The organism is Nitrosomonas sp. Nm132, assembly GCF_900100485.1.
Lineage (GTDB): Bacteria > Pseudomonadota > Gammaproteobacteria > Burkholderiales > Nitrosomonadaceae > Nitrosomonas.
Genome location: NZ_FNDH01000040.1, coordinates 1 through 21,674, shown reverse-complemented (window position 1 = coordinate 21,674; position 21,674 = coordinate 1). Strand labels below are relative to the sequence as shown.

Sequence of the window (21,674 nt, the reverse complement as noted above, 5' to 3'; positions counted from 1 at the left end):
TTCCTCATCATTTATATCCGTTTTGTATGACATCTCTTAGCTTACTATCAAAAAATCCTTGATTCTAATGGAAATCGTTTTGCCAGACAGCTTCTTAGGGATGACGGTGGTTTTGCTGAGGAAGAGTTTTACGCCATTCTTTTCAAGAAATTTAAGAATGGAACCGGGTATTACGGCTGGAATGGTCTTCGCTACTTTCTATATGAATATGAATTGGACCTTCTGGAAGATAGCCGTCAACAGAAAGTAAGCTGGGAATCACTTTTGAAGACGGGGAAGGACAAAATTTCTATTGAGCATATCTACCCACAAACTGAAACAGATGAGTGGGCTGCTACATTTGAAGATTTTTCTGAATTGGCGAAAAAGCATTGCTCTGGCAGTCTCGGCAACTTGTTGCTTTTGTCAGCCTCGATTAACTCCTCGTTACAGAATGATTCTTTTTCGAGCAAGAAGAAGCCTAAATATGACAAAGCAGGAAATAAGCTGCGCAACGGATATTCTGATGGCTCACACTCTGAGATTGAGGTTTCAAAAAGCAAAACCTGGGACGCAAATCATATTCGCACGCGCGGCCTGAAATTGTTGGATTTCATGGAGAAGCGCTGGGATATCAAATTTTCCAGCATGAAAGCAAAGCGGAAACTTTTGTTTCTTGATGACGAGAAAGAAGGAGGAGGATGATGATGATGCCAAGCGATAAAACACCGCAACATATCCGCCTCGACGAGCGTAATCATGTTGAGAAGCCGCTGCTTGATCAGTTGGCGGGGCTGGGCTGGGAGGTCATCGACCTGGAGATGAAGCAGGAGCCGAAGCAAACCTTCCGCCAGAACTTCGACGAGGTAGTGCTGGGGAGCAGGTAACGCCCGAGTAGGTGAAGGTGATCAAGCGCCTCATCGCCAGCTTTCCGAGCTCCAATCTGCTCGATAACAACCGCCATGTACTGAACCTGCTGCTGGAAAACACCAGCGTCGCCGAGAACCGAAAAACCGGCGAGAAAAGCCCCACAGTGCGCTACATCGACTTTACGCATCTGGCCAACAACCGCTTCATCGCCGTGTGCCAATTCAAGGCGCGCATCCCCGGCACCGAGCACCACATCGTGCCGGATATTGTGCTGTTCTTGAACGGCTTGCCGGTGGTGGTAATCGAGTGCAAGTCGCCCAAGGTGAAGGAGCCGATCCCAGAGGCCATTGAGCAGCTGCTGCGCTACAGCGAGCAGCGCGGGGCCAAGGGGGAGGGCAGTGCGCTGCTGTTCTACTTCAATCAGTTCATGGTCGCCACTTGCCGCAACGAGGCCAAGTTTGGCACCCTCACCACCCACATCGAAAAGCATTTTTACCGCTGGTCCGACCCTTGGCCACGCACGGTGGAGGACCTGAGCCACGGCAGCAGCAGTCCCAACGACCAGCAGCGGCTGGTGGCGGGCATGCTGGATCGGCAGAACCTGTTGGATATCCTCCGCACCTTCACCATTTTCTCGGAATCGGACAAGGGCGAGCGGATCAAGATCGTCGGGCGCTATCAGCAGTTCCGCGCCGTGAAGCTGGCGGTAAACCGACTGCTGATGGGCAAGACGCCTCGCGCGCGTAGCGGCATCGTCTGGCATACCCAGGGCTCGGGCAAGTCGCTGACCATGATGTTCATGGTGCGCGAGATGTACCGCCATGCGCAGCTTTGCAAGTGGAAGGTGGTGTTCGTTACCGATCGCACGCAACTGGAGCAGCAGCTCTTTGATACCGGCGGCAGCATCGGTTTTACGGTGAAGGTGGCGGACAGCATCGCCAAGCTCAAGGCATTGCTGCGCAGCGATTCCTCGGACCTGGTGATGGCGATGATCCACAAGTTCCGCGAGACCGATTTGTCGGAGATTTTTCCCGAATTGAACCCGAGCCCGAACATTCTGGTGATGACCGACGAGGCGCATCGTTCGCAATACGCACTGCTGGGGGCAAACCTGGACAAAGCCATCCCCAATGCGGCGCGCATCGGCTATACCGGCACACCGATCGACAAGACCGAGAAAGTGTTCGGTGATTACATCGACAAGTACACCATGCGCCAGGCGATCGAGGACGGCGTGACGCTGGAAATCGTCTATGAAGGTCGCACTCACAACGCCGAAGTACACAATCAGAAGGATATGGATACCGCTTTTGCGGACGTATTCAGCGACTATAACCTGCAGCAGCGTTTGCAAATTCTCGGCTACGGCTCGCGCGAGGCCTACCTTGAGGCCCTGCCCACCATCGAGGCCAAGGCGAAGGACATGGTGACGCATTACCTGGAGCATGTCTTCCCCAATGGCTTCAAGGCGCAGGTGGTGGCGACCTCGCGCGAAGCGGCGGTGCGCTACAAAGCCGCGCTGGATGATGCGCTGGCGAAAGCTATCGAAAAGCTGGAACAGGTCAATCCACTCAATATCGATCTGGCACGTCTTAACACGCTGAAAACCGACGTGGTCATTTCCGGCAATCATAATGACCTGCCGCACATCAAGGAATTCACCGACAGCGCCCGCCATGCGCGCAGTATCAAGAGTTTCAAGCTGCCCTTCGAAGGTAAGGATGAAGGCGTGACCGGCGAGATCGGCATCATCATCGTGAACAACATGCTGCTCACCGGTTTTGACGCGCCTACCGAGCAGGTGATGTATCTCGACAAAGTGATCGTCGCCCATAATTTGCTGCAAGCGATTGCGCGGGTCAACCGCGTGGCGGGTGCAGCCAAGGAAAAGGGTTTTATCGTCGATTACGTGGGTATTGGCCATCATCTCAAGCAGGCGATCGACAATTATGACGAGCGTGAACAGAAGGAAGTGCTCGCGGTCTTGAGTTTTCCCGAGGATGAGTTGCGCGAATTGCAGGCGGACTACCAGGCGATCATGATGTTGCTGGAGAAGCACGGCTTGACCGATCTGGCCGATCATGATGCCTTTTTCGATCTGTTCTACGATGAGGACATTCGCTTCGAATTTATGTTGGCTTATCGTAAGCTGACACGCAGTCTGGACTTGGTTTTTCCCGCCAAGCAGGCGCTGGGATACGTTGCAACCTACAACGCGCTGACGGAAATTAACGTGCTGGCCGGGCGGCATTTGAACGATGCGCGCCTGAGTATGAAGGGCATCCCGCCCAAGCTGCGGGCTTTGACGGATCAGTATCTTGCTTCCAAGGGTATCGAGTTGAAGGTGAAACCAATCTCGATTTTAGACGAGGATTTCGAGCGCAAAGTCGCCAAGCGTACGCGCACCAAGACCAAGGCTGCTGAAATCGAGCACGCCATCCGCCATCATCTCGACATCGAATTGAACGACGACCCGGAGCTGCAAGCCTCATTCTCTAAAGCACTGGCAGATATCCTGCAAGCGTTTAAAGATAATTGGCAGAAAATCTACGAAGAACTGGAGAAACTGCGCAAGCGCATCATCAGAACTGAGAATGAGCCGACCTATGGTCTGCATAAGAAAAAACAGATGCCGTTCTTCCGCATGCTGCAGGCTGAACTCAGTGCGATATGGGAGCAACAGCCAGGCTATTTGGGGAAAACCGATGAGCGCATTGCGTTATTGGTCAATTTGACGCAACAGATTTACCTGGCAGTGGAGCGAGAGTTGAAGCTCACCAGTTTCTGGGAGAGCGCGCCTGCCCGCAACAAGTTGAAAGCAGAAATCCAGCAAATTCTGCTTTCAGAAGCCTTTCACACCCTGCCGGATTTAATTGCCAGGCGTAACCAGATTATTTCGCGCGTGATGGAGATTGCCGAGAAGAATAACGATCGGATTCTGTACGCCACCTGATATGGAATTGAATTACAAAATCGTCTTTTCACGCCGCAAGACACTCACCATTACGGTGGAGCGCGATCGTTCCGTGATCGTGATTGCTCCTGAGGGAACATCCCCAGAAAGAATCCACCAGATTATGGAATCACGCAAGCTATGGCTTTATGAAAAGACTCGGCACGCTCAGAAGTACGACCCTTTGCCTCATCCACCTGGCAAGGAACTGGTTTCAGGTGAATCGCTGTTGTACTTGGGGCGGCATTATCGTATCGAGTTGGTGGAGGGTGAAGGGCAGATTGAATTTGATCAGAGGTTTGTTGTGCCGCGTCATCTTGTGGGAAAACCTCTGGTGTTTCGCAAATGGTTCATCAAGCGAGCCAGGGAAAAGATTCTCTCCCTTGCCTCATGTCGTGCAAAAATCCTGGGAGTGAGCTTCAAGGAAGCAAAGATCGGTGACAGTAAATATAGATGGGGTTCATGCACGCCTAACGATAATGTGATTTTTAATTGGCGGTTAATTAAGGCGCCTATGTTCGTGATCGATTATGTGGTCGTGCATGAGCTGGCTCATCTGATCGAACAAAATCATACGCCGCATTTCTGGAATATTGTGCGAGCGCAGATACCTAACATGGAGAAAGCGAAAGCGTGGTTACTCAAGAATGGAGCGCTGCTGGAGCAAGATTTGTAAACGAAAAGGTGCAATATGGCAGGTTAGTTCATTCGCGCCGGTTCCCGCAGCAAAAATGAACAGAAATTCATGTGCTACAAATCAGTAACGCATATACATTCTCGCAAATTGGCCAGGTCTTTTTTATTACCTCATAAAGTTTGAGTAAATTTGCTCGATACTTTTTGTTTTAGGGGAAAAATCATGCCAAATGTCATGATTGTGACTTTATTGCTGCTCCTTACTGGAAACGCAAATGGTCAGGTATACAAATGGGTAGATGGCAGGGGAAAGGTGCAATACTCTGATCAACTGCCGCCTGCTGGCGCGAGCAAAAATGAAAAAATGATCGATATCCAGTCCTCCTCACAGTCTGCCAATGATGAGGGTAAAGACGGCACAAAAGATGCAGCAAAGAAAGAACAAACATGGAAGGAAAAACGTGCCACTCGGGAGGAAGCAAAAAGCAAACAACTGACGGAAGCGAACATGAAAAAAGAGAATTGCTTGAGAGCGCGAAGCAATCTGGAGTTACTCAGAAATTCCGAGCGTTTGTCAGTGCCGGATGGCAATGGCGGCGTCATTGATGTGGATGATCACCTGCGCCAGCAGTATACGGCTGAAGCCTTAAACAATATTGCCACGTACTGTCAGTAATGAAATCCGGGGATGCATCAATGCAAGCATCAAAAAATTCACAGACCTTATTTCTTGCGCTCATTTTTCTTCTTTTTGATCAGCCAATAGGCAAAGCTGCTGATTCCTCCAAGCAGGAAGCCTAAAGGGCCGGTTATAAAGATACCCAGTAGCGGGCCCTGGTTGGCCTCTGGCGTTACAATCATGGGGACGAAGAAGCCTGCACAAAATCCGATAGAGCCCACCTAGGAATAGGCTCGAGACAGGTCCTTCTGGAATGGAGCTGAGTCTTTTCCAGCTATACAAGCCAAAACACCGCCTGTGCACAATGACGCGATCAGGTTAAGTACCCATGTGGGTTCCATGGACGGTATGAGTGAAATTGAGAACCAATAGGTGAAAATAGGTGGTGGGTACAATGACCAGCATTGCCAGAATACGAAAAGGAAGTGTCATGCTGGCACACCTTCGAGTTTAAACCTGAATAACATTAACCTGAATATTTCATAAATTGGCACGTGCCCTCACTTGTCTTTTGATTAATAAGAAAGATTTTGCTCAGTCGGGTGTATGAATCACTACACCCCTCCTTCTCAAAACTTCCTTATTAATCAAAATCCTGCGTGATCATCACGCGAATTTATGAAATATTCGGGTTAATATGCTGGAATACACAAAACCTTCCTTTATGGTAGCGCATCGATTAGCTTTTATTGTAACCAGGTTTAGCAGGCTGTGTTAGAGCTTGTATTAGAACGATCCATAACCAAAAAAGCATGTGCTAGCTGGATGTGGCAATGTAAAATAATAGGCTATGTTGCTCACGTGTACTGGACAGAAGCCGCTATCAATCCCGGCTAGAGAGATTTTCTGATTGGCTATCGAGCTGCCGCAGTAGGATATTGCTCATTTTGGAGTTATTTGATGGATATCACAAATATTAAAGTTTACATGCAAGCGGTTGGTCAGAACGCCCGGGCTGCTTCGCGTTTAATGGCAAAAGCGGATACGGCCAGCAAAAATCGGGCGCTGATGGCGATGGCCGAGGCTATCCGGAGCGATGAGAAAAATTTGTTGACAGCGAATGCGCGCGATCTCGAGAATGCTCAGGCTAAGGGGCTGAATTCGGCCATGGTTGACCGCTTAGCGCTTTCTGCCAAGAGTATCGCAAGTATGGCTGATGGCTTGCGGCAAATTGCCGCTTTGCCGGATCCCATCGGTGGAATGAGCGATTTGAATTATCGTCCGTCCGGTATACAAGTGGGCAGAATGCGCGTGCCGCTGGGGGTGATCGGGATTATTTATGAAGCGCGGCCAAATGTCACGGCGGATGCAGCCGGCTTATGTCTGAAAGCGGGCAATGCGGCTATACTGCGCGGTGGATCGGAAGCGATGCATAGTAATCAAGCCATTGCCACGTGCGTGAAAGAAGGGTTAAGGACAGCAGGGTTACCAGAGACGGCGGTGCAGGTGATTGAAACCAGCGATCGTGCGGCGGTTGGTGAGCTTATTACCATGAAAGAATTTGTTGACATCATTGTGCCGCGGGGTGGGAAAGGACTGATCGAGCGCATTTCCAATGAAGCATGCATTCCCGTGATCAAACATCTGGATGGGATTTGCCATGTCTATATCGATGACCAGGCTGATCTGGACAAGGCCATTCGCATTGCCGATAATGCCAAGACGCAGCGTTATGGCACCTGTAATACCATGGAAACCTTGCTGGTGCATGAAGGGATCGCCAAGCAAATCCTGCCGCTTCTCTGTAAAATTTACTTGGAAAAGGGAGTGGAGTTGCGAGGTAATCAGGCAGCGTGTGCCATTATCCCGCAAATGAAGTTGGCAATGGAAGAAGACTGGCGCACCGAGTATCTTGCGCCTATTCTGAATATCGGTATCGTGAGTGGGCTGGATGAGGTGATCGAACATATTAATACCTATGGATCTCAACATACCGATGCGATCGTGACGGAAAACTATAGCCATGCGCGTCGTTTCTTGCGTGAAGTTGATTCGAGTTCGGTCATGGTTAATGCTTCTACGCGCTTTGCGGATGGTTTTGAATATGGACTGGGCGCAGAAATTGGCATTTCGACCGATAAAATTCATGCGCGCGGTCCGGTAGGATTGGAAGGGCTCACGAGCCAGAAATTTGTCGTGTTAGGCGATGGCCAGATACGACAGTAATAGATTGATAACCTAAAATCTTCTCAATTTAAAAAATAACAAGAAGTATGGCAAATCTAATTAAAGTGAAAGTTCCCGATATTGGCGACTTTAAGGATGTTTCCGTTATAGAAGTGCTGGTTAAACCGGGTGATAAGGTTGAGCAAGAAACTTCGTTGATTGCGCTGGAAACAGATAAGGCGTCGATAGAAGTGCCTTCTCCTCAAGCGGGGATTGTTAAGGAGATGCATGTCAAGGTGGGGGACAAGGTATCGCAGGAGTCGCTTATCGTCACGTTAGAAGCGATCACTTCCTCAACTGAGGCGACAATCACTCAAACCAGTGTCATTGATGACACTACGATATCCGCTTTGAGCGAGTCTCAGTCAGCTATGACTACGCGTGACAGCCTGCACGCCGAGGTGGTGGTGCTGGGGGCGGGGCCTGGTGGCTATACGGCGGCCTTTCGTGCGGCTGATCTGGGTAAGCAGGTTGTGCTGATTGAACGTTATTCGACGCTGGGCGGGGTATGCCTCAATGTGGGGTGTATCCCCTCCAAAGCGCTGCTGCATGTCGCGAAAGTGATTACTGAAGCTAAAGAAATTGAGCAGCAGGGCGTCGTTTTTGGGAAACCCAAGGTTGCTATCGGCGAGTTGCGAGCATGGAAAGAATCGGTTGTTGGCAAACTTACTAAAGGATTAACTGCATTAGCCAAACAGCGCAAAGTAGAAATTATTCGAGGTATCGGTAAATTTGTTTCTCCTCACATGATTGAAGTAAATACCGAGGAGGGTATAACAACAGTTTCATTCGATCACTGTATTATCGCTGCGGGCTCAAGTGCTGCGCGTATTCCGGGTTTTCCTTATGATGATCCCCGGATGATGGATTCTACTGATGCATTGAAGCTGGCAGATGTTCCCAAAAAGATGCTTGTCATCGGCGGTGGCATTATTGGTCTGGAAATGGCGACAGTGTACGATGCGCTTGGCAGCCAAATAAGCATCGTCGAGCAAATGAATCAGCTTATTCCTGGAGCCGATAACGATCTTGTCAAACCGCTTTATAAGCATTTGTTAAAACGATATGAAGCAATTTACCTTAATAATAAGGTCAGTAAAATCGAGGTAGAGAAAAAGGGATTAAAAGTATTTTTTGAGGGTGATCATGCGCCTGAACCTCAATTATATGATCGCATTCTGGTTGCAGTCGGGCGTCGTCCTAATGGAAAGATGATTGGAGCAGAAAATGCCAATATTCAGGTAAACGAACGGGGCTTCATTCCAGTGGATACGCAAATGCGTACCAATATCCCGCATATTTTTGCGATTGGTGATATTGCCGGGGAACCCATGCTGGCACATAAGGCGACTTATGAAGGTAAACTTGTGGCTGAGGTGATTGCTGGGCATAAGGTAGCCTTTGATGCGCGCACTATCCCCTCGGTAGCCTATACTGATCCAGAGATTGCCTGGATGGGCTTGATTGAAACTGACGCGAAGAAGCAAGGAATTGATTATGAGAAAGCGGTGTTCCCTTGGGCGGCCAGTGGTCGCGCGATTGCTATGGGACGTGAAGAAGGCTTTACTAAGTTATTATTAGATAAAAACTCTCGTCGAATACTGGGTGCCGGCATTGTGGGGGCGCATGCGGGTGAGTTGATCGCAGAAGCGGTGCTGGCACTGGAGATGGGTGCTGATATGCAAGATATCAGCCTGGTCATTCATCCTCATCCGACATTGTCTGAAACAATTCTTTTCTCAGCAGAAATGGCAGAGGGAACGATAACTGATCTGTATATGCCAAAGAGATAACTTGGTAATTTTATACTTCAATTGAATCTGACCGGTTGTTTTTGAATTCGGATTGTGCAGACGGGCTATCCCAATAGGGGACTTCACCAATACGGGCTGAAAGAAAATCAATAAATGAACGAACTTTAGCTGGCAGATAACGGTTAGGCAGATAGCACGCATAAACATAGCGTTTTACCGGTATATATTCAGATAATACTGCTTGCAAATTTCCATTTTGCAGCTCTTTCCCGATCGTAAAAGTAGGTAACAGGGCGATACCCAAACCGCCAAGTACGGCTTGAGAAAGCGCATCGTCATCGTTAATACGCAGAGTTCCTGAGACAGGTACTGCAATTTCCCCTTCTGGCCCATTAAAACGCCAATAACCCTGCTCACCCGAGAGGGTATAGTCAAGGCAGTTGTGCTTGACCAAGTCACTCGGCGTGAGCGGTACACCGTGTTTGTAAAAGTAGTCCGGTGTGGCACACAATTTCCGGCGTGCAGGTGCTAGCTTCCGCGCAACGAGATTAAGATCCGGTTCGCCTGTTACGCGAATGATCACATCGTATCCTTCTTCCACGATATCCACTGGACGATCCGTAATGGTCATATCGATCCGGATTTCAGGATAGCGTCCAAGAAAGTCAGCAAGGGCAGGTGCAACGTGAAGTGTGCCAAATGCCACTGATGCACAAACCCTGAGCATACCGCGCGGTTCGGCATGCAAGCTAGTGACGACTTGTTCTGCATGCACAGCTTCCTCCAAGATGCGGATCGAGTGTTCCGCAAATGTTCTGCCTACTTCAGTCAGACTGAGATGGCGTGTGCTACGATTAAGCAATCTTGCGCCCAGATCAACCTCAAGCTTGGCGACAGCCTTACTTACCGCAGATCGCGAAGTATCCATGCGACGAGCTGCTTCTGCGAAACTACCTGCTTCTACAACACGGGCGAAAGTAGCAATAAGATTAAGATCTTGCATAAATAAACCTCCTGCTAAACTCAGAATTATTTAATTGTATCCTAATTAACTACAATGTAGTTCATTTTAGCCTACTTATTTTTTGATCATCTTATTAATACTATATATCTTTAGAAAGAGGGTGTGAATTAAATCATAAGAGTTTCATATAGTTCCATTGAAGTAGCAGGGGGATTTTATGAGTACGTATGATATGGCTGGCAATTGAAACATTATTCCTCTAATTATAATTTAAGTCTAACACTGTAGATAGAAAAGAACGTATTGCTAGTGTAATTATTCTAAGCGGAGCATAAATAGGAATTTAAAGGTATGAGCATGACGAAAATTAAATTGTTTAATTTAATAATTTCGCTGCCTCGAGTGTTTCTGATTCGTATACTGGCTTTTGTTATTTCTCTCAGCTCTGTGACAGCGGTTGCTATAGCTGCAGGAAATTCTTATAACATTATCGAAGCTGCTAGAGCCAATATAGAAATTGAAAGCTGTAGTTACTTGGGAAAGGTTTGGGGAACCTCAGATTGGGGTAAATCATCCAAGAATGCAAGGAAGCATAAAGCAGAAGATAAGGTCTTAAAAATGGCCGCAGAACTTAATGCCACCCATCTTGTATGGCGCGAACATTCAGCAGGATCCGATTCTTACCCACAAGCTTCTGGCGATGCTTATCGTTGTGTAAATGAGAGAAAACCTGATATCGCTAAGAAATAAAGTAAAACCGCAAATGAAATAATTAATAATAATAAATGTAGTTTAGATTGGAGCGTGACTAAATGGCCTGTAGTTTGTATTTAGCCAAAGTCACGCTACTTTATTATATCCAATAAATTTTTATTGGATATCTTCTTGCTTACTTCGTTTTAAGTCACCTATTTGTTCCATCAGGATTTTTTTTTCGACTTCCAGTCCCAAGTATTGTGTATAGAGCTGATCCATATCCGATGTGTATTGTCGTATTCGCTTCTGGCGCTCTTGCTTGTTCTTTACCATTTCCTCGTAACTTGGTGGAGACCCACCGATATTTATTTCAGGTAAAAACTCGCTCATAGGAGCTGTTCCAGTTTGAGGATATGTTCCAATTTGAGGCAAGGAAGTGATTCCTTCTTCCTGTCTTAATTCATAACGACGGAGCTCTTGTTTCATTTGGAATTGCTGAAAGACATTCTGTTGATCCTGGTGGATACGTAACAAGCTGGTTTCTAGCTGGCGAATTTGTTCATCAATGACAGACTCCGCCTGCGTCGAAAGTGAGATCAGCAGCAGGCAAAGAAGAAGCGCTAACTTTACATTACACTCATAATTGATACTGATAAGGCGCGATGTCATCAATGTCATGTTAGTAATCTTATATTATGTATTTCATAATTTTCGATGTGGACAATCTGATTTAGTGCAATCTGCATAGAGGGATAGTGAGTGTTCCTGCAGATTGAATCCACGATCTTTGGCAATTCTGATTTGGCGCTTTTCAATTTCTGCATCATAAAATTCTTCTACACGCCCGCATTGTAGACATACTAAATGATCATGATGCGAGTCGCTGCTTAGCTCAAACACTGCTTTGCCACTTTCAAAATGATGACGCTCAAGTAAACCGGCTTGCTCAAACTGAGTTAGCACACGGTAGACCGTTGCAAGACCAATATCTTCACCATCATTAAGTAATTCCTTATAGACATCTTCTGCCGACAGGTGACGAACTGAGCTATTCTCAAATAGATTAAGTATCTTTAGGCGGGGTAGGGTCGTTTTTAAGCCAATTGTTTTGAGGTCAATACCTTTGAGGTCTTCAGATTTGCTCATAGTTTAATCAGTCCAAAAAATTATTTGCTGTATCATATAGCGCTTAGTTTGCTTTGAAAACACTCGCGCTTAGTATGCACTTAAAAACACCATTGTTACTCGTTGCTTCTTTATTGTTTGGTTGTGCTTATATTCCAACGGTTCCATATAAAATTGATATCCAGCAGGGTAACGTAGTTACTCAGGAAATGATAGAGAAATTAAAACCGGGTATGACCCGGTCGCAAGTGCGTTTTGTATTGGGAACACCACTTATAACCGATGTTTTTCATAATAATCGATGGGATTATTTTTATTATTCTGCACCACGTGGAGTGTTATCTGAGAAACAAAAGCTGACAGTCATTTTTGATGGCGATCGACTTTCTCATCTTGAAGGGGATTTCTCACTTTCCACCTCTTCAGATAATGTGTTACCGGTTGCACCTCGTATCAAGGAAGAACATCAGCAATACATGGAAGAGGATCATGGCGTGAGTGATGAGATTCCTAGTAATTAATCTATTAGAATGTTCTATAGTAAGTGGTGGAGTGCTATTGATCATCTTATTTGATTCGCGGATACCCAGTCAGTTCATATTCACTAAGGGGTAAAATAGAATTAAAATGATTAATAATATTTTTTCTAGACATCAATGACAATTCTGAATATTGCTGTAGCTGGAAGTACCGGGCGCATGGGTAGAGTACTCCTGGAAATGATCACCGAAGCGCCAGATTTGCAATTATCTGGCGCATTGGAACAAAAGAATAATCCATTCCTGGCAAAGGATGCGGGTGAACTGATTGGAGCGCCTTGTGGTGTTCCGATTAGTAGTGATATTGCTTCTGTACTATCCGGTAGTGATGTGTTAATAGATTTTACTCGTCCTGTAGGTACGCTTGCTCACCTTGCAATCTGTCGTAATGCTGGCATAAAAATGGTCATTGGTACGACCGGGTTCTCAGCGACCGAAAAAGAAGAGCTCAAAGCAGCATCGAAAGATATTGCTATCGTATTTGCACCGAATATGAGTGTTGGCGTAAATGTCATGTTCAAACTATTGGAAGTTGCCGCTAGTACGTTACTCAATGAATATGATATAGAGATTGTGGAAGCACATCATCGGTATAAAGTGGATGCCCCCTCGGGCACTGCATTGCGTATGGGGGAAATTATCGCGGAAACGCTGAATAGGGATCTTGCAAAAGTCGCTGTTTATGGACGAGAAGGTGTTACTGGCGAGCGTTCTCCTGAAACGATTGGTTTTGCCACTATTCGTGGTGGCGACATTGTAGGCGATCATACAGCAGTTTTTGCAGGAACAGGTGAGCGTATAGAAATAACGCATAAGGCCAGTAGTCGCAAAACGTTTGCTGTGGGCGCATTACGCGCTGCCAGATTCCTTTCTGCTCAACGTAATGGTCTATTTGACATGCAAGATGTGCTAGGCTTGCGGTAAATAAAATGAGATCGTAATTATCCGGTTTCATTATGGCGACTTATGTTATCGGCGATGTGCAAGGTTGTTATGAGGAATTCCAGCAACTTGTTGAATTGATTGGATTTAACTCTGAGAGAGATAAATTGTGGCTAGTCGGTGATCTCGTCAATCGTGGGCCGGATTCATTAATCTTATTGCGTTTTATTATAAAGCTAGGCAGCGCTGTTATTCCGGTGCTGGGTAACCATGATTTACATTTGCTTCTGGTTGCTGAAGGTTTAACTAAACTGCGTTCAGGCGATACATTGCAGGCTATTCTGGATGCGCCTGATTGTTATGATCTGCTGAGATGGTTGCGCCATCAAAAACTGCTTTATGTTGATGATGAATATGCCTTGGTCCATGCTGGTCTATTGCCATCCTGGGATATCTCCCAAGCAGCAGAGCTCGCACAAGAGGTAGAAACAGCACTATGTGGGGAAAATTTTTATGAATTTTTTTCTCATATGTATGGAAATGAGCCAAATTTATGGCGCAACGATTTAACTGGTTATGATCGCTTGCGCGTTATCGTTAATGCGATGACCCGCCTGCGTGTTTGTACGCCAGAAGGTAGAATGGACTTCTCATACAAAGGCCAGCTTCACTCCATTCCCAAGGGATATCTACCCTGGTTTGATGTACCCAATCGTGCCAGCAGATCGACTACAATCATTTTTGGTCACTGGTCCGCACTCGGTCTACAGATTAGAGAAAACTTGATTGCGCTGGATACGGGCTGTCTTTGGGGAGGAAAGCTTACTGCGATACGCTTGGAAGATCGGAGAGTCTTTCAGGTATCTTGCGCACAACAGTCAGTTGCAGCGCTTCAGAGATAGCATGCTCTGCCAAGCGTGTTAATTCTCGTCGATTCTTGTCTTCGCAGTTAATGGGATCCAAAAAGGATAATTCTGCTTTAATAGCAGGTTGCATTAGAATAAGTCTCAGCGATTCCAATATAGTCACGTTAACATAGGCCACACTTGTATTACGTGCTCCAGTGATATCGCGATAATCAATCGCAACTGGATGAAGAGATGCTTGCACGATTACTGCAGATTGGAGTAGGGAAGCATGAAAGTGCAGAAGGACTGTTCCATCGCTGGTTGTACCTTCTGGAAAGATCGCGATACTATCCCCGGTAACAAGTGCTTTGACGATGTCTTGGTTAACGCGTATCGTATCATTACGTTTTTCGCGTTCGATGAAAATCGTTCCTACATTACGGCATAATATATTAAGCAGTGGCCAACTGAGGACCTCAGATTTGGCTACAAACCTAACAGGATACATTGTCAGAATAATCATGATATCCAGCCAGGAGATATGATTGGCAATTAATATGACACGTTGCTCATCTTCAGGAGGTAAGGGACCGCTACAGTTTAATTTAACGTTCAGAATCCCAAGCAGATTTCCCGCCCATTTCCGTACCATATATCTCTGTACGGACCGATTGAAATACGGATAAGCTATGGACTGGAGCAAGCCAGAGAAGATATGAAGCAACAGTCTGCCAAACCGTAAGATCTGAATTATTTTAGAAGTTGAGGTGCTATTCATGAAGTCATAATAATGGTTAGTGCACCGTATCGCTCAAATAAAAACCTGACTCGCCTAGCAGTTTCTGCGATTCACCTCTATTAAATTCATAATGTACCTTACTTTAGTTACAGTAGATTGATATCAACTTTAATTTGAGTACCTAGAAGATTCGATTTCCAAATATTTCAAAATAAAGCTGATCAATTTCGTCTCGACTAAATCGATGATTCTGCCCGCCACGGTATGCAATTTTGATGGCGCCTAACAGCGAAGCAAGCTGCCCTGTTGTTTGCCAATCCATGTTAGTAGCGATGCCATAAAGCAACCCTGCTCGATAAGCATCGCCACAGCCAGTAGGATCTATGATTGCATCGGGCTTAACACAGGGAATTTCAATCTGGCGGCCTTCAGCATAAATAATTGAACCTTGCGCACCTTTAGTAACGATCAGGGCTCTAACCCTATTTGCAAGCTCACGCAACGTGTATTTCGTTCGTTCTTGCAATAATTGGCCTTCATAATCATTGACTGCGATATAGTCGGCCTTATCAACAAAATCAATCAATTCATCACCGCTGAACATGGGTAGTCCTTGACCAGGATCAAACATAAAGGGAATACCGCATTCTTGAAACTCGCACGCATGAGCAATCATTCCATCACGACCATCAGGTGCAATGATGCCTAGATTGATATTCATGGCATCTTTTACAGAGTTATAGTGCGAGAAATTCATAGCGCCAGGATGAAAAGCCGTAATCTGGTTATCATCTAGATCAGTAGTAATAAATGCTTGTGCAGTAAACGCATTGTTTATTTGGCGAATATAGGTTTTAGCCAAATTCAGTTTTTCCAGACGGTATGCATAAGGCTGGAAGTCATCACCCACTGTTGCCATCATTAGTGGATTACCGCCTAGCATATTTAGATTGTAGGCAATATTGGTGGCACACCCTCCGAACTCGCGTCGCATGTCAGGAACGAGAAAAGCTACATTTAGTACATGAAGTTTGTCGGGCAGAATATGATGCTTAAAATGGTCTTTGAATACCATTATGGTGTCATAGGCAATAGAACCACATATAAGGGTATGCATTATTTCTAAGTTCTGGGACTGAAAAGTGGTTAGAAAAGCTTCTCCCCAAGCAGGATGATCAGAATCTAAGCCAGCCAGCCGGGGAGTCTATTAATTGTTACGAAATGCCAGCAAGATTAATCCGAATATTTCACAAATTGGCACGTGCCCTCACTTGTCTTTTGATTAATAAGAAAGATTTTGCTCAGTCGGGTGTATGAATCACTACGCCATTCCTTCTCAAAATTTCCCTATTAATCAAAATCCTGCGTGATCATCACGCGAATTTATGAAATATTCGGGTTAATTACGGCTTCCAGGTTAAATCTAATTCCCTGGCAGCTTTGACATCATCCAGTTTACGTAGCGGCATATCATGTGGTGCACTTTTAACCATTTCTGGTTGGTTCTGAATTTCCACAAGAATCTCTTTCATAGCGGCAACAAATGCATCTAGCGTTTGTTTGGATTCTGTTTCGGCAGGTTCAATGAGTAGACACTCAGGAATCAATATCGGGAAATAGGTAGTAGGTGCATGATAGCCTTTATCCAGCAGCCGTTTAGCTAGATTCATCGCAGTGACGCCCGTTTCTTCTTTAATATCTTTTAGCGTAACGATAAATTCATGACTCGCGCGACGTGTTGGGAAAGCAATTTCAAATCCAGCTTTACTCAATTCTGCCATTAAATAATTGGCGTTGAGTGTGGCGTATTTGGAAACACGGTGCATGCCTTCTGCGCCCAGTAAGCGTACATAAATATAAGCGCGCAATAATACTCCCGCGTTACCCATGTGTGCGGACAGCCGGCCGATTGTTTGCGGTACATCTTTTTCCGTCAACCAGCGATAGACTCCCTTTTCATGGGCAACTATAGGGATGGGTAAGAATGGCAGTAAACGTTCTGCAACACCTACTGGGGCAGCACCGGGGCCTCCTCCGCCATGGGGCGTTGAAAAAGTTTTATGTAAATTAATATGAATGACATCGAAGCCCATATCCCCTGGTTTGACTTTACCCAAAACAGCGTTAAGGTTAGCACCGTCATAGTATAGAAGTCCCCCGACCTCATGAACAATGCGACTCATCTCCGAAATATTTTTCTCAAAAACTCCGAGCGTTGATGGATTTGTCAACATTAAGCCAGCAGTCTGTGGGCCGACCGCTGCTTTCAATGCAGCCATATCGACATTGCCTTCTTTATCTGTGGATATTTCTACTACCTTGTATCCGCACATGACAGCAGTAGCTGGATTGGTACCATGAGCGGCATCAGGTATGATGATTTCTGTGCGTCCTTTATCATTACGCGCTTCATGATAGGCGCGTATCATCATAACTCCAATTAATTCACCTTGTGCGCCAGCCATAGGCGTCAGACTGACGCCTGCCATCCCGGTCACGTCTTTCAATATTTCCTGCAATTCGTACATACAGGCTAGAAAGCCCTGTCCTGTATCTTCAGGTGCTGATGGGTGCCGGGCCAGAAATTGCGGTAGCATAGCTAGCGCATTGCAGGCACGAGGGTTATATTTCATGGTACAGGAACCCAATGGGTAGAATTCCGTATCGATCGAAAAATTCTTTTGGGAAAGACGGGTGTAATGACGTACAGCGTCCATCTCAGAAACTTCTGGAAGAAGCATGGGCGTCTTACGTAGCAGATTTTGTGGAATATTTTGCTTTTCTGCTTTAGTAGCCGGAGCTTGGGAATAATTACGCCGTCCTGGGCGTGAGTGTTCAAATATCAGCATATGAGTTTTACGCGATTGGAAAATTAATTCAAAGCAGCTAAAGCTGCATCATAATTGGGTTCATCTCTAACTTCTGGTACTAATTCGGGATGAATAACTGTATCGTTTTCATTCAGCACGATAACTGCTCGTGCAGTAATACCAGCAAGCGTAACCATGGTTTCCTTTATGAGTTCGACTGAATGAAAATAATGGAAAATTTAATTATTGGTATTTTTTAAGAATTTGCCCGAGTATCTTGCTGTACTTATTCAAATCATCAGCTGTCTTGGTTTCAGTGGCGCATACCATCAGAGTATTGTTTAATTCAGGGTAATGCTCCTGCAAGTTTAACCCTCCAAGAATATGCTGTTCTTTGAGCGCTTGCAGAATATCACTAACTGGTCCGGGTAGTGTCAGTGCGACTTCATGAAAGCTAGGGCCGCTGTAAGTTCGTTTTACACCAGGCAATTTCTCCAACAGCTCTACTAATTGCAACATGTTTGCATGTGATTGAGCCGCAACCCGACGTAATCCTTCAGGGCCTAATAAAGACATATAAATGGTCGCCGCTGTCACCATTAATCCTTGGTTAGTACAGATATTAGAGGTGGCTTTGGAGCGGCGGATATGCTGCTCACGAGCTTGCAAAGTCAGTACAAAACCAGGTTTATTATCTAAATCGACAGTTCTGCCGATTATGCGTCCTGGCATTTGCCGAACCAACTCATGCTTGCATGTCATAAACCCGAAATAAGGTCCACCACTGGAGAGGGGAATGCCCAGGGGTTGACCTTCACCTACTGCAATATCCGCACCTTGAGTACCCCATTCGCCTGGCGGTGTTAGCATCGCGAGCGCCATCGGGTTAACGACGGCGATTACGAGTGAATGTTTATCATGCGCCCAGTCAGTAATGGCATCGACTTGTTCAAGAATGCCAAAGAAATTGGGCTGAGGAACGACGAGTGCAGCGAACTCTTCTTTCCCAAATTGTTCAAGATGTTCAGGTAGAACCTGACCGGATTCTGGGCAGAAGGGGATTTCTACAACTTCGATATCTTGGTTACTGACGATAGCACGCAATACCTTGCGGTAAACAGGATGGACAGTTCGAGGTACCAAAATTCGACGTGAGGTCTTGTGTTGGCGGACAGCCATCAGGGCAGCCTCGGCAAGCGCTGTTGCGCCGTCATATAGGCTTGCGTTTGATACGTCCATGCCAATCAATGAGGCCATCATTGTTTGGTATTCATACAATAGTTGAAGCGTACCCTGACTTGCTTCGGCCTGATAGGGCGTATAAGAAGAATAAAATTCGCCACGAGTAGTAATTTGCCAAACTGCTGCGGGAATATGGTGTTCATAGGCGCCAGCGCCAATGAAATTAAGATAAAACCCATCTTTCTGGGCACGCTCATGCATCAACCTTGATATTTCCATCTCACCCATGCCTGGGGGTACGTGGGTTAATGCGCCTGTCTTCAAGTCGGAGGGAATTTCATCAAATAATTCTTCAATAGAGCCTGCTCCGATACTTGCAAGCATCTCTACGACATCTTCTTCAGTGTGAGGAATAAATGGCATAATTGGTAGATTTTAAAATAATTTGAAGCAATGAATCAGTGAGAAAAGAATCGGAGATTAATGCGCTTCGCTTTCCAAAGCTTTTTCATATCCTTGCGCATCAAGCAAGCTTTCCAAATCAGCAATATTGGCTGGCTTTAATTTAAACAACCACGCATGATAGGGGTCTTGATTGATTTTCTCTGGTGAAGATTCGAGTTCGGAGTTCACTGCGATAACTTCACCTGCTAGAGGAGAATAAACATCGGCGGCAGCTTTGACGGACTCTACTACAATGCATTCTTCTTTTTGTGCGAGAATGCGTCCGATTTTGGGCAGTTCAACAAATACCATGTCTCCAAGTAATTCCTGAGCGTGCTGGGTGATACCTACCGTAACGGTACCATCACTTTCAGATTTCACCCATTCATGCGATTTTGTATATTTCAGTTGTGTTGGGATACTCATTTTTTATTCTCCAATATTAGGAAAGGTTTTGGTGATCTTGGCGTCAAATCAGAATTTGGCCATTTCGTACAAATGGATATTTTACGACTTTGGCAGCGAGTTTTTTATCTCGTATCAATACATGAACCTCTTCGCCGATGGCTACTTGTACTGGAACGCGTGCCAAAGCAATTGACTGATTAAGTGTGGGTGAGAAACCGCCGCTAGTAATTTCTCCTTCACATTCACTTTGATTATGTTGTGTCATGACTTTCTGGTGGCTACGAAGTACGCCTTTATCCAATAATAAAAGGCCTACTAATTGTCGTTTGATAGCAGTTTGCAGAAGCGCTTGTTTGCCGATAAAATCCCGCTCACTTTTCAGATCCACTGTCCAAGCCAATCCTGATTCAAGCGGATTAGTCGCTTCGTCCATATCCTGACCATAGAGATTCATCCCAGCTTCCAAGCGCAGCGTATCTCGAGCACCTAATCCCGCTGGCGCTACGCCAGCTGCGTATAGCTTTTTCCAGAATGCGACTGCTTCGTTGGCTGGTAAAATGATCTCAAAACCATCTTCACCCGTATAGCCAGTGCGCGCAATAAAATATTGATCAAAAGTTGCTGATTGAAACTGCTTTAGATTTTCCGTGACAGTCTGAGCGCCCGAGATGACTTGCCAAACTTTAGCTCTTGCATTTGGGCCCTGTACGGCAATCATAGCCAAATCGCGGCGTGGTTTTATTTCAAGATCTGGCGCAGCTTGATCGCGTTGTAAAGTAATCCATGCGATATCTTTATCTGCAGTCCCAGCATTGACTACTAATCTAAACCAGGATTCGGATAAGAAGTAGATAATGAGATCATCAATAATTCCACCGTCTGGATTAAGCATGCAGGTATAAATGGCTTTACCTGATACAGTGAGTTTATCTACATTATTAGCAGTTAATTGCCGCAAGAAATTGCGAACATTTTCGCCTTCAATATCGACGACCAGCATATGTGATACATCGAACATGCCTGCATCTTGCCTCACCTTATGGTGTTCATCCAATTGCGATCCATAATGAAGAGGCATATCCCAGCCACCGAAATCGACCATTTTCGCATTCATGTCTCGGTGAGCTTGATTAAGAGGGGTGATTTTTAACACAGATTTTCTCCCTAAGATAAAAAATGAAGTCTTCTCATTTGACTTCACCCCTCTGTCCTTTTACCTGAGAGTTTTACGGTAGAACTCTGTCCGTGTGCCCCTTCGGTGGCTGAACTCACTGTTCGGCGCTCTCCAGATTGCCTGTCGCAAGCAGTTTTTTTAGTCAATACTGTTTCTATTAACTATACCTGAGCGATTCCGGGGGGGTTACGCCTTCGGCGGCGCTGAAGAAAGCGCGCTCTCCTGCTTGGATATAAAATGGCAGTTCGCCACTATACCTTAGCTAGACTAGTGAAACAAGATGGTTACATAACCCAAGAATCGCGATTCAAACATTCTAATATAAGGGAATGCCCCATTGCACAAGCGATCCGGTAGAATTAAGGCGATCGAAACTTTCACCTATGGGGTGATGAAATGAGGTAGGGCAATGAGGGCTTCTGCGCAAATGGTGCTTCCGTTCAAGATAGAGGCAACGGATGAGATATTGACAGCGAACGCTGGATTAGTGCTATTTGGCGAATTTGTCCATGGTCTGGGATTTAAGCGGTGATTACTGCAAGAGATGCCAAAGCCTGGAAGCGGACACAGCTATGAAGCGACGGCCTATGTAACCCCACTGGTGCTCATGCTCAATGGTGGTGGCCGGTCGCTGGAGGATATGCGCACCCTCAAGAGCGACTCTGCATTATCCAATTTACTGAAACTGGGTGTGCTGCCGAGCACAGATGCTGTGGGCGACTGGTTGCGCCGCACGGGTGCTGGCAAAGGACTGGCGGGTCTTTCTCGTATCAATCGGCGGATCGTTGCCGCGCGGATTCGTCAATCCGGTATCACCGCCCATACC

Annotated in this window: 22 protein-coding genes, 2 pseudogenes and 1 riboswitch; of the genes and pseudogenes, 13 read left to right on the top strand and 11 right to left on the bottom strand. The window is 46.0% G+C overall.

Annotation, left to right across the window (positions count from 1 at the left end; all coding sequences use genetic code 11):
* Window positions 1-54 precede the first annotated feature (54 nt).
* The 5 genes from BLP80_RS11945 (at window position 55) to BLP80_RS11930 (ending at window position 5,114) form a co-directional block, all read left to right on the top strand.
* Window positions 55-684, top strand: a complete 630-nt coding sequence (locus BLP80_RS11945; RefSeq protein ID WP_090543534.1) for a GmrSD restriction endonuclease domain-containing protein — start codon at window positions 55-57, stop codon at window positions 682-684.
* The gene (locus BLP80_RS15945) at window positions 681-866 is read left to right on the top strand and encodes a hypothetical protein (RefSeq protein ID WP_218120446.1); all 186 of its coding nucleotides are present in this window, start codon (window positions 681-683) and stop codon (window positions 864-866) included. Before BLP80_RS11945 ends, BLP80_RS15945 begins: the two co-directional genes overlap by 4 nt.
* 11 nt (window positions 867-877) lie before the next feature.
* A complete protein-coding gene (locus BLP80_RS11940; protein WP_218120445.1) occupies window positions 878-3,802 on the top strand; it encodes a type I restriction endonuclease subunit R in 2,925 nt (974 codons plus the stop codon).
* A 7-nt stretch (window positions 3,803-3,809) separates the two neighbouring features.
* A complete protein-coding gene (locus BLP80_RS11935) occupies window positions 3,810-4,478 on the top strand; it encodes a M48 family metallopeptidase (protein WP_218120444.1) in 669 nt (222 codons plus the stop codon).
* 183 nt (window positions 4,479-4,661) lie between these two features.
* Window positions 4,662-5,114: a DUF4124 domain-containing protein gene (locus tag BLP80_RS11930; RefSeq protein WP_090543530.1), complete on the top strand. Its 453-nt coding sequence runs from the start codon at window positions 4,662-4,664 to the stop codon at window positions 5,112-5,114.
* Window positions 5,115-5,161: 47 nt separating this feature from the next.
* Here the strand turns inward: BLP80_RS11930 and BLP80_RS15730 are convergent, their stop codons facing one another.
* The gene (locus BLP80_RS15730; RefSeq protein WP_176754363.1) at window positions 5,162-5,299 is read right to left on the bottom strand and encodes a hypothetical protein; all 138 of its coding nucleotides are present in this window, start codon (window positions 5,297-5,299) and stop codon (window positions 5,162-5,164) included.
* Window positions 5,300-6,017: 718 nt separating this feature from the next.
* Between BLP80_RS15730 and BLP80_RS11925 the strand changes: the two genes are divergently transcribed.
* The gene (locus BLP80_RS11925) at window positions 6,018-7,283 is read left to right on the top strand and encodes a glutamate-5-semialdehyde dehydrogenase (RefSeq protein WP_090543528.1); all 1,266 of its coding nucleotides are present in this window, start codon (window positions 6,018-6,020) and stop codon (window positions 7,281-7,283) included.
* A gap of 47 nt (window positions 7,284-7,330) precedes the next feature.
* Window positions 7,331-9,076, top strand: a complete 1,746-nt coding sequence (gene lpdA, locus BLP80_RS11920; RefSeq protein ID WP_090543526.1) for a dihydrolipoyl dehydrogenase — start codon at window positions 7,331-7,333, stop codon at window positions 9,074-9,076.
* Between the two features lie 10 nt (window positions 9,077-9,086).
* On the opposite strand, the gene BLP80_RS11915 is transcribed toward lpdA, so the two are convergent.
* Window positions 9,087-10,040 (bottom strand): LysR family transcriptional regulator, encoded by a 954-nt coding sequence (locus BLP80_RS11915; protein WP_090543524.1) that lies wholly within the window; start codon window positions 10,038-10,040, stop codon window positions 9,087-9,089.
* Window positions 10,041-10,352: 312 nt separating this feature from the next.
* Between BLP80_RS11915 and BLP80_RS11910 the strand changes: the two genes are divergently transcribed.
* The gene (locus BLP80_RS11910; protein ID WP_090543523.1) at window positions 10,353-10,751 is read left to right on the top strand and encodes a hypothetical protein; all 399 of its coding nucleotides are present in this window, start codon (window positions 10,353-10,355) and stop codon (window positions 10,749-10,751) included.
* Window positions 10,752-10,871: 120 nt separating this feature from the next.
* On the opposite strand, the gene BLP80_RS11905 is transcribed toward BLP80_RS11910, so the two are convergent.
* Together BLP80_RS11905 and fur are read right to left on the bottom strand one after the other, a co-directional pair.
* Window positions 10,872-11,375, bottom strand: a complete 504-nt coding sequence (locus BLP80_RS11905; protein WP_143002287.1) for a hypothetical protein — start codon at window positions 11,373-11,375, stop codon at window positions 10,872-10,874.
* A gap of 24 nt (window positions 11,376-11,399) precedes the next feature.
* A complete protein-coding gene (gene fur / locus BLP80_RS11900; RefSeq protein WP_090543519.1) occupies window positions 11,400-11,843 on the bottom strand; it encodes a ferric iron uptake transcriptional regulator in 444 nt (147 codons plus the stop codon).
* A 53-nt stretch (window positions 11,844-11,896) separates the two neighbouring features.
* Here fur and BLP80_RS11895 point away from each other — a divergent pair, with 53 nt between their 5' ends.
* The 3 genes from BLP80_RS11895 to BLP80_RS11885 all read left to right on the top strand — a co-directional run bounded on the left by BLP80_RS11895 (window position 11,897) and on the right by BLP80_RS11885 (window position 14,145).
* Window positions 11,897-12,343 carry an outer membrane protein assembly factor BamE gene (locus BLP80_RS11895; protein ID WP_256325082.1) on the top strand — a complete coding sequence of 149 codons (447 nt, stop codon included), beginning with the start codon at window positions 11,897-11,899 and terminating at the stop codon, window positions 12,341-12,343.
* A 135-nt stretch (window positions 12,344-12,478) separates the two neighbouring features.
* Complete coding sequence (gene dapB / locus BLP80_RS11890; protein WP_090543516.1) at window positions 12,479-13,285, top strand: 4-hydroxy-tetrahydrodipicolinate reductase; 807 nt, start codon at window positions 12,479-12,481, stop codon at window positions 13,283-13,285.
* Window positions 13,286-13,317: 32 nt separating this feature from the next.
* A complete protein-coding gene (locus BLP80_RS11885; protein WP_090543514.1) occupies window positions 13,318-14,145 on the top strand; it encodes a symmetrical bis(5'-nucleosyl)-tetraphosphatase in 828 nt (275 codons plus the stop codon).
* On the opposite strand, the gene BLP80_RS11880 is transcribed toward BLP80_RS11885, so the two are convergent.
* From BLP80_RS11880 to gcvT, 7 genes and pseudogenes are all read right to left on the bottom strand, one after another.
* Window positions 14,066-14,743 carry a lysophospholipid acyltransferase family protein gene (locus BLP80_RS11880; RefSeq protein ID WP_256325081.1) on the bottom strand — a complete coding sequence of 226 codons (678 nt, stop codon included), beginning with the start codon at window positions 14,741-14,743 and terminating at the stop codon, window positions 14,066-14,068. The genes BLP80_RS11885 and BLP80_RS11880 overlap by 80 nt on opposite strands.
* A gap of 268 nt (window positions 14,744-15,011) precedes the next feature.
* Window positions 15,012-15,947, bottom strand: coding sequence for a carbohydrate kinase family protein (locus BLP80_RS11875; protein WP_090543510.1), 936 nt, complete (start codon window positions 15,945-15,947; stop codon window positions 15,012-15,014).
* A 286-nt stretch (window positions 15,948-16,233) separates the two neighbouring features.
* Window positions 16,234-17,703 (bottom strand): aminomethyl-transferring glycine dehydrogenase subunit GcvPB, encoded by a 1,470-nt coding sequence (gene gcvPB, locus BLP80_RS11870; RefSeq protein ID WP_256325083.1) that lies wholly within the window; start codon window positions 17,701-17,703, stop codon window positions 16,234-16,236.
* A pseudogene (locus BLP80_RS11865) lies at window positions 17,703-17,828 on the bottom strand (lipid hydroperoxide peroxidase); the annotation flags it as partial. The gene gcvPB and the pseudogene BLP80_RS11865, both read right to left, overlap by 1 nt.
* A gap of 55 nt (window positions 17,829-17,883) precedes the next feature.
* Complete coding sequence (gcvPA, locus tag BLP80_RS11860) at window positions 17,884-19,245, bottom strand: aminomethyl-transferring glycine dehydrogenase subunit GcvPA (protein ID WP_090543506.1); 1,362 nt, start codon at window positions 19,243-19,245, stop codon at window positions 17,884-17,886.
* Window positions 19,246-19,302: 57 nt separating this feature from the next.
* Window positions 19,303-19,692 (bottom strand): glycine cleavage system protein GcvH, encoded by a 390-nt coding sequence (gene gcvH, locus BLP80_RS11855; RefSeq protein WP_090543504.1) that lies wholly within the window; start codon window positions 19,690-19,692, stop codon window positions 19,303-19,305.
* A 43-nt stretch (window positions 19,693-19,735) separates the two neighbouring features.
* Window positions 19,736-20,827, bottom strand: coding sequence for a glycine cleavage system aminomethyltransferase GcvT (gene gcvT / locus BLP80_RS11850; RefSeq protein ID WP_090543502.1), 1,092 nt, complete (start codon window positions 20,825-20,827; stop codon window positions 19,736-19,738).
* A 42-nt stretch (window positions 20,828-20,869) separates the two neighbouring features.
* Window positions 20,870-20,973: riboswitch (glycine riboswitch) on the bottom strand.
* 284 nt (window positions 20,974-21,257) lie between these two features.
* On the opposite strand from gcvT, the gene BLP80_RS16365 reads away from it, so the two are divergent.
* Window positions 21,258-21,380, top strand: coding sequence for a hypothetical protein (locus BLP80_RS16365; RefSeq protein WP_256325080.1), 123 nt, complete (start codon window positions 21,258-21,260; stop codon window positions 21,378-21,380).
* 12 nt (window positions 21,381-21,392) lie between these two features.
* Window positions 21,393-21,674 (top strand): annotated as a pseudogene (locus BLP80_RS11845) (IS1380 family transposase); the annotation flags it as partial.